Raw genomic sequence first — 8,352 nt, 5'->3', positions numbered from 1 at the left:
GGTCGAACAGACCCTGTCCGATGCGGCCTCTCGCGTCGAGCGCGCCGTGGACCAAGCAGAGTTGCGCGCCGAGGGCACAGCCCGCGAGCTTGCCGATCGTCTATCCAATCTGGAAACGCATGTGAACTTGCGTCTGTCTGAGGTCGACAAGAGCGATGCACGTCTGGAAAGTGTCGAGACGAAGATTACGAAATCCCTGGCGACTGTCGAAACCACACTGGCTCAAACACAGGACCGGTTGAACCGAGCAGAAACCACCACGGATGCGGCCCTGCTCAGCCTTGAGTCCACATTCAACAATCTTGACGCCAAGATCGAGACCCTGTCGAAAACGGTCGAGCCTGATTTGGCAGACCGCCTTCGGGCAGAGTTTGAATCGCGCTTCGACGAAATCATGACGACTGTCCGCAGTACCGTCGACACGGCCCGCGCAGAACTGGCCGAAGAAATATCTCGTGCGGCCTCGGGCGCCAGTGAGGAAGCCGTTGCCGAACTTCAGACCGGTCTGAACGAAGTTCGCGAAAAACTGGTCGCAGGCGAAGATCGTCAGACTCAGGACATGAACAAGGTCTCGTCCGAGATCGGACGGATTGGTGACCTGGTCGGCACACGGATGGAAGAATTTGGCGCAAACCTCGACAAGCGGGTCAATGCAAGTGAGCAGCGTAGCGCCGAGGCAATTTCCCAGATTGGGGATCAGGTTGCGACCGTCGCCAACCGCCTGCAAGCGCGCCAGGACAAGGCCCTGCAGACCCTCGCTACCGAGATTGATGAGAACCGCAAGCGCGCAGACCTGAAGCTCTCCGAAGCGATATCAAGTGTCACCGATAAACTCGAGCAGGCGCAAACCCAGACCAGCGCATCCCTCTCGCCAATCCAGAAGGCGATGGCGTCACTCGCGACGCGATTGGAAATGCTCGAAGACACCGCTGCGCCCTCCAAGTCCGGTGCAGTCGAGCCAACTGATTTGGCAACCATGAATGCGCTGAACGAGACTGATCGCCTGCTCGAAGAATTCCAGGAAGAGGAAGACGCATCGTCTGATCTTCTCTCGGATGAATATGATGCAGTGTTTGAGCCCGGCCTGCCCGAGGACATTGCAGATGACGATACCAGCGACGCATTCCTCACAGACTGGACCGAAACAGAGGAAGTCGACGAAGTCGAGATAGAAGCTGGGACGAGCGCCAAGTCAAATGCTTATGAAGAAGACTACGATCTCGTCGAGGACGAATTCGAAGTTGACGCAGATCCGGACAATGCAGAAGACGATTTCTACGACGCATTCGCCGATGCTGATGAAGCTCCTTCCCCAGTCGGATTTGATGCACTTGCCGAGCTTGAGGACTACGGGGACAATTCTGCCGAGCCACGTGAATCGGATATTTTCGAAGACGATGAATTCGACACGGAAGTCGATCCGGCCGGAGAAACATTCGCCGACCCTGAGTTTACAGAGGCGCTAGAAGACGAGCCTGAGGCCGCCTCGCCGGCTGCGAACTATATCGACATGGCTCGCCGCGCTGCGATTGCGGCGTCGTCGGGTCGCAAGGATTCTTCCCCATCGATTGCACCTCCAAGTGATCAGGCTGACAAAGGCTTGCGCTTCGGAAACGGAAAGCTCCCACTCTATGCTGCGGCCTCAGCCGTTATCATCACGGGCGCCACTGTGGGCGGGTACCTTTATCTGCGCGGTAAGCAGGCCCCGACTTCGGTAACCGAACTGGCCGCGCCCGTCGATGGGGCGGCTGCGAGTCTAATTGAAACAGAATTGCCACCCGCAGAAGCCGCCGAGTCATCCGATGATGCCCTTCTGTTCGAAGATGATGTCGCGCCGCCAACTGACTTGGAGACTGCGGCCGCAGACAAGAGCGGCGAGGTTGCACCATCTGAAGAGCCATCCGACCCGATGGCTGAACTGATTGAACCAACGCCAATGATCGCGACCGCGCGTATTGAGCCGACCACGAGCTACCCGCCGATCCCGAAAGTCGACACGCTGGCAAATGCCGCAGCATCCGGGAACGGCATCGCGCAATTCCAACTAGCGCAACAGCAGCTTGCCGATGGCAACTTGAAAGGCGGCGCAGTCCTGATGCGGCAGGCCGCAGAGAAGGGCCTGCCAATTGCTCAGTACACGCTTTCAAAATTGCATGAAAAAGGTACGAGTGTACCGAAGGATCTGACACTGGCCCGGGAATGGACGGAACGGGCTGCAAACGGTGGCAACGTGAAAGCAATGCATGACCTTGCCGTCTTTATGGCTGAGGGCGAGGGCGGCGAGCAAACCTATGCGGGTGCCGTTGGATGGTTTCGAAAAGGCGCGGAGTTCGGCATTGTCGATAGCCAATACAATCTCGGCGTACTGTACGAGCAAGGCCTCGGCATCAGCCCAAATCTGACCGAAGCCCTTTACTGGTTCATGGTCGCTGCCAAGAATGGCGACGCAGGCGCACCGGCAAAAGTCATGGAAATTTCCAAGCGCGTCTCACCAGAAGCGGTGAACCATGCCCGTGTACAGTCTGAAGACTGGACCGCCTCCCGCGCCAACGCAGCAGCCAATGGCCGGTTCGGCGCGCAATCATGGAACATCGGGAATGCGGCTCAAGTACGCGCGACACAGCAGGCCCTGACCGTACTTGGCTACAACATTGGCTCCGCCGATGGAGCCCTTGGGCCGGATACAGCGACCGCCATTCGCGACTATCAAACCGCTCAGTCTCTCAACGTGACAGGAACCATCACGCCGGAACTGATCGAAAGTCTGAACGCTCGCGCCAAGTCTTAGTGTTATGGCCGTGTAAAAGCGCGCGGCCGTTCACTCTCATCCAGGCTGAGATAACGGTCACGCAGTCGCGTTTGGCGGGACTCGAGTGACTGCTGCTCGCCGGCAATGATGACAGCGATGGGTGCAGACGCGACCTCCAAAGGATCCCCGTCCCAACCAACCACATCAGCGGGTGCGCCGGGCGCGAGGCGACCATACCCCGTCAGGCCGAACATGTCCGCCGGGGCGGTGGTCAACGCCGCCAAAGCATCATCGAAGCTCAGTCCGTTGGCGACTGCATTGCCGGCAAGCTGTGTCGCAAGCCGCGCCTGATGGCTGCTATCCCCAACATTGGCAATGGCAAATGTAACGCCTGCTGCGGCCAGTCGCGCTGCATTTTCAGATGTCGCTGCCAGTTTCTCAAACGAGCCCGGAAGATTGGAAAACGCATTGATGATCACCGGGATATCCATCTCGGCCAGCCGTGGCGCCACACGCCACGCTTCGTCCGCGCCGACAATCACGATCTTCAGTGACGGCTCCTCCTCGGCCAGATCCATCACGGCATTCAAGTCACTGGCACGACTCGCTTCAATCAAGATTAACTGCTGGCCCCGTGCGGCGGGCGACAGCGCTTGTGCATCAATCCGGTTCAGAACCGCGCCATCATTCTGCGTGATGTAGCGCGCTGGATAGCTGCGCGCATCATCCAGCGCCGCCCGCAGCAGCGTCATGGCAGACTGCCGCGAGCCGCCAGCAAGACCCGCGCCTGCTTCACCGAGCTTGATGAAGGTAAATGCCTTCTCATCCAGCTCCGTATCGAGATCACCGCTCGTATCAGCTACGAAACCCTGCCCGGCAAATAGCGCATTGCCGGTGTTGGGTACAACAACCAGGCGCGTAAAACCTTCGATCCGGGTGACATCAATCGCAGTGGCGTCGGGATTGAACCCATCGGCTGCATTCAGCGCGGCTGAAAACGGAGACATCGCCGCCGCCGTGTCATTCGTAGAATCTTCCGCGCCAACTTCAACCAGGCCTGTTCGGGCAAAGGAGGCGATCAGACCAGGCGTGACCCATTCAGCGGAAATCTCGGTGGCGCCACCTGGCACTTCAGTATCTGCCCCGCCGACCGTGACAATCCGGTCGTCCTCGATGACAACAACGCCGTTTTCGATCATACCTTGAGCGGTGCCGGTCCAGACCGTTTCACCGCGAATGACGAACGTATCGGCGTACGCGGGCGCCGCTGCGAGACCCAAGGCGGCAACGCTTGTAAGTAGTGTACGGATCATTTGCGATCTCCTTCACCAGGTTGGCCTATTTCAAAATCCATCACAGGATTGGTCTCAGGATGGTCGCGGTCAAACATCAGCGCGCCGTCAATAAAGACCTGGTCTGCCTTGGCGTAGACGCTGAACGGGTCATCGGACCAGACGACGACATCCGCCATCTTGCCGGGCTTCAGGCTGCCCGTACGATCGTCAATGCCCAATGACTTGGCCGGGTTCAGCGAAAGCCACGTCCAAGCGACCTCTTTCGGAATATCGATACCTGCCCTCAAACCATCAGACCATGCCTTGGCGGCTTCCTGGTTGAGACGTTGAATACCGACATCACTGTCCGAATGGACGATGGCACACGCGCCGGCCTTGTGGACCATCGGGATGTTCTCACGGACGCCATCATAGGCTTCCATCTTGAAGCCCCACCAATCGGCCCACATGGAAGAACACGCACCATATTCGGCCAGCTTGTCGGCAATCTTGTAGCTTTCAACGGCATGGTGAAAGGCGGTGACCTTGTAGCCAAACTCCTTCGACATATCCATGATTTGCGCCATCTCATCGGCGCGGTAGCAATGCATGTGCACGAGGATGTCGCCATTCAGCACACCCGCGAGCGTGTCCAGTTCGAGATCACGCGCAGGTGGTTCACCGCCTTCGTCCTCGTACTTCTCCCATTTGCGCTTGTATTCTGCAGCCTTGATCCAAGCTTGCCGGTATCCCGCCACGTTGCCCATCCGAGAATAAGGGGCGCCACCAGGAAAACGCCCGCCGCCATAGCCATACACGCGCTTGGGATTCTCGCCGCAGGCCATCTTCAGCGTATAGGGCGCGTCCGGAAATTTCATGCCCTGAACGGTCCGGCTCGGCACGTTCTTGAGGATCACGCCGCGCCCGCCGAACAAGTTTGCGCTGCCCGGTAGCACCTGAAGCGAGGTGATGCCTCCGGCTATCGCCCGCGTGAAGCCTGGATCTTGCGGCCAGACACCGTGCTCCGACCACACTTCCGCTGTGACCGGCGCAGAAATTTCGTTGCCATCGCCGTGCGCGGTCACACCGGGCGAGGGATAGACGCCGAGATGGCTGTGATTGTCGATAATGCCCGGAGTCACCCAGCGACCTGTCGCATCAATGGTCTCGGCACCATCCGGGGCTTCGATATCGGCGCCTAGTGCGACGATCTTGCCATCCTGCAACAGCAGGCTGCCATCTTCGATCAGGTTACCTTCGCCATCGAGGATTGTGGCATTGGTGATCAGGACAGGCGCATTCGGATAGGGCGCATATGTGGAGGGATAGGGATTGCGGTCGAACGCGTCTTCCGACGACGCAGCCTTGTCGGCATCGTCGCCTCCACCGCACGCTGAAAGCAGGAGTGCCGCAGCGCAAACAGCTGCCAGCCCATAAAGTATTCGCATTTCATTTCGCCCCGTGTCCGCAGAAAGGTTTGGCGCATACTGCTGACATTTCTCCCGGCTTCAAGGCCTGAGCCGGAAACACGCGTGAAATTCTTGCCTGCCCGGCCGGATTTGCCGCAATTTGTTTCTACTGTTCCGGTTGAGACGGGTCTTTCTTGTCTCGGCCGAACACCAAGCGCATCAGCCAGTTTGGCGCAAACCGTTCGACCCGGGGATGCCTTGCCAACACGCTCTCCATCCACCGCCTGCCCCACATCGCGTTCCGCCCCAGCAGCACGACACCAAGAATGGCAATCGGCAAGCCAACAGGAATGATCGGCGTGACGAAAGCGATTGGAATGGCCACCACGATCATGATCAGACCGGTAAGCGCCAAAATCTGGCGGAACGCTACGTTCACACCATTGCGCAGCCCCGCCGCAGGCTTTGAGGAAGCTGCGGTCTGTTCCGTTTTCATGTGGGTTTCGTCATCGGCCATTAAGCTGAATATGGGAAAAGAAGCGGGCGCCGCCAGCGATATCGTCATGATGTGGTCAAAGTCTGGTGTCTGCGTTACCTGATTGCTACAGATTGCCCGCTCGTTCCGCGCGCAGGGCGGGATGAAGTGTTGCGTGAGGCCCGGAATGAAACTGCAGTCTGTTCAGGTCCTGCGTGGAGTGGCGGCCCTCCTGGTCGTTCTCTATCACACCAGAGCCCACGAAACTCGCGGCATCGTCCATAATGGTGGCGGCGAGTTGGCTTGGCTTGGCGGCATTGTGACGAATGGTTTCGCCGGGGTCGACCTGTTCTTCGTGATCTCCGGCTTCATCATGGTCGCCGTGACCTACGAATTGAAGCCCGGCATCCAGACAGCTCTGAACTTCGTGTTCCGTCGGCTGACCCGGGTCTATCCGGTCTGGTGGCTGTTTGCCGGTATCACCACAGTCGGTCTGCTCGGCTATTTCCAGTTGGGCAATATGGTCGAAACGTTGCAAGTCACGTCGCGTCCGGAGCCAGACTGGATCTATATCATCAAGTCCTTCCTGCTGATTCCACAGGAAAAGGAGCCGGTACTTGTGGTGGGGTGGACGCTGATCCATGAAGTCTATTTCTATCTCGCGTTCAGCCTCGTCTTGCTGCTTCGCAGATCCTGGTGGCCCTATGCGTTGCTTGGCTGGGGAGCTGCAGTCATCGCAGGATGGATGTCTGGACTGTCCGGCCCGATCGTTACCGATTTCCTGTCGCTGTTTTTCTCGCCCATGACCATGGAATTTCTGTTCGGCGCCGCCACAGCAATGCTCGTCGCGTCCGGAGTTGCGTGGCGAGGTGGGATCGTGATGCTGGTCGCCACGCTATGGATGGTGGCGTTCCTGTGCCTGCAGGGGCCCCAAACCGATTACACACTTCAATGGGGCCGCGTCATGATGTTCGGCTTGCCGAGTGCCGCGCTCATCTACGGACTCGTCACGCTGGAACTTGAAGATCGTTTGGCATGGCTTGTCCCGGCGGGTGTCGGCGCTTTGCTGACTATCGCGGTTTTCCAGCTCTACGGCCTGGGAGAAACAGCCCCTCTATCCGTGCGGGTCAATGCCACTATTGTTGCAGTTCTGGTGGGCGGCTTGGGCACACTTGCTACATTTTGGACAGGTTGGCTGGCTGGTCAGACTAGACCTCGCAGCGTGCGCGCCCTGTTTCCAGCCTTGCGCAAAATACTCGCTGCGATGGTCCGGCTCGGTGACGCCTCTTATTCGCTCTACCTCGTGCACACGATCGTCATCGTAGCCCTACGGGTCCTGTTCGGACGCCTCGGAGACATTCCCGTTCTCGCGCCTGTTTTCCAGCTCGGCCATCCTGGCCTGCTCGACAATGTCGCGTTTGCGCTTGCCTGCGTGACCGGATCGATTATCGCCTCGCTGCTCAGCTACACCTATTTTGAACGGCCAGTGGGCGCGCTCTTCCGAAAGTCACGCCCAACAGTGCAGAACGCTTCCTGATCCTTATTCCGCCGCGACGGAACTCGTTTCTGGCGGTGTCCACTTGAGCACAGGCTTGCGGGCGGCCTGCGTTTCGTCCAGGCGACGCATCGGGGCGAGATAGGGCGCGCCCTTCATCGTTTCATCGCCCTGTGCAGCACGCCGGGCAATCGCCTCCAGCGAGTCACAAAAGCGATCCAGCTCGGCTTTCGATTCTGACTCGGTCGGCTCAATCAGCATCGCCCCATGCACGACCAGAGGGAAGTACATGGTCATCGGATGATAGCCCTCATCGATGAGGGATTTCGCAATATCAATCGTCTCGATCCCGTCCGCCGTGAAGGCATCGGAGAACAATGCCTCATGCATGCAATAGCCATCGAAAGCTGGTGTCATGACGGATTTCAGGCGCGCCTGAATATAGTTGGCGTTCAGCACGGCATCTTCAGAGGCCTGCTTCAAGCCGTCTGCGCCGTGGCTGAGCATATAGGTCAGCGCCCGGACGAACATGCCCATCTGGCCATGAAAGGCCACCATGCGGCCAAAGCTCTCGCTCGCATCACCTTCCATGTCCTCCACGAGGCGGAAGACCCCGTCTTCATCCTTCACCACGAAGGGCACTGGCGCGTAAGGCGCGAGTGCATTTGAGAGGACGGTCGGTCCGGACCCCGGTCCACCACCGCCATGAGGGGTGGAGAAGGTCTTGTGCAGATTGATGTGCATCGCATCGACGCCAAGGTCACCGGGACGGACCCGACCAACGATGGCGTTGAAGTTCGCACCGTCGCAATAGAAGTATCCGCCAGCCGCATGGATCAGGTCGGCGATCTCCTTGATGTCGGTCTCGAAGAGGCCGCACGTATTCGGATTGGTCAGCATGATGCCAGCGATATCATCAGACTTTTCAAGCTTCGCTTTCAACTCGTCCA

5 protein-coding genes and 1 pseudogene are annotated in these 8,352 nt (G+C 58.5%); 2 read left to right on the top strand and 4 right to left on the bottom strand.

Features of this window, described 5'->3' with window-relative positions:
• Positions 1 to 2,788, top strand: a 2,788-nt coding sequence (locus B4F73_RS15810; RefSeq protein ID WP_290483744.1) for a peptidoglycan-binding protein, incomplete at its 5' end; no start/stop codon positions are given.
• 2 nt (positions 2,789 to 2,790) lie between these two features.
• On the opposite strand, the gene B4F73_RS15805 is transcribed toward B4F73_RS15810, so the two are convergent.
• From B4F73_RS15805 to B4F73_RS15795, 3 genes are all read right to left on the bottom strand, one after another.
• On the bottom strand, positions 2,791 to 4,062 hold the full coding sequence (locus tag B4F73_RS15805; protein WP_206992601.1) for an amidohydrolase family protein: 1,272 nt from the start codon (positions 4,060 to 4,062) through the stop codon (positions 2,791 to 2,793).
• On the bottom strand, positions 4,059 to 5,471 hold the full coding sequence (locus tag B4F73_RS15800) for an amidohydrolase (RefSeq protein ID WP_206992600.1): 1,413 nt from the start codon (positions 5,469 to 5,471) through the stop codon (positions 4,059 to 4,061). Before B4F73_RS15800 ends, B4F73_RS15805 begins: the two co-directional genes overlap by 4 nt.
• Before the next feature lie 127 nt (positions 5,472 to 5,598).
• A complete protein-coding gene (locus tag B4F73_RS15795; protein WP_290481242.1) occupies positions 5,599 to 5,928 on the bottom strand; it encodes a hypothetical protein in 330 nt (109 codons plus the stop codon).
• A 166-nt stretch (positions 5,929 to 6,094) separates the two neighbouring features.
• Between B4F73_RS15795 and B4F73_RS15790 the strand changes: the two genes are divergently transcribed.
• The gene (locus B4F73_RS15790) at positions 6,095 to 7,444 is read left to right on the top strand and encodes an acyltransferase family protein (protein ID WP_290483743.1); all 1,350 of its coding nucleotides are present in this window, start codon (positions 6,095 to 6,097) and stop codon (positions 7,442 to 7,444) included.
• Between the two features lie 3 nt (positions 7,445 to 7,447).
• On the opposite strand, the pseudogene B4F73_RS15785 reads toward B4F73_RS15790, so the two are convergent.
• Positions 7,448 to 8,352, bottom strand: a pseudogene (locus tag B4F73_RS15785) (aminomethyl-transferring glycine dehydrogenase subunit GcvPB); the annotation flags it as partial.

Origin of the sequence: Hyphomonas sp. UBA3601 (assembly GCF_002375605.1) — a bacterium.
Lineage (GTDB): Bacteria > Pseudomonadota > Alphaproteobacteria > Caulobacterales > Hyphomonadaceae > Hyphomonas.
This window is presented reverse-complemented; position numbering and strand designations above follow the sequence as displayed.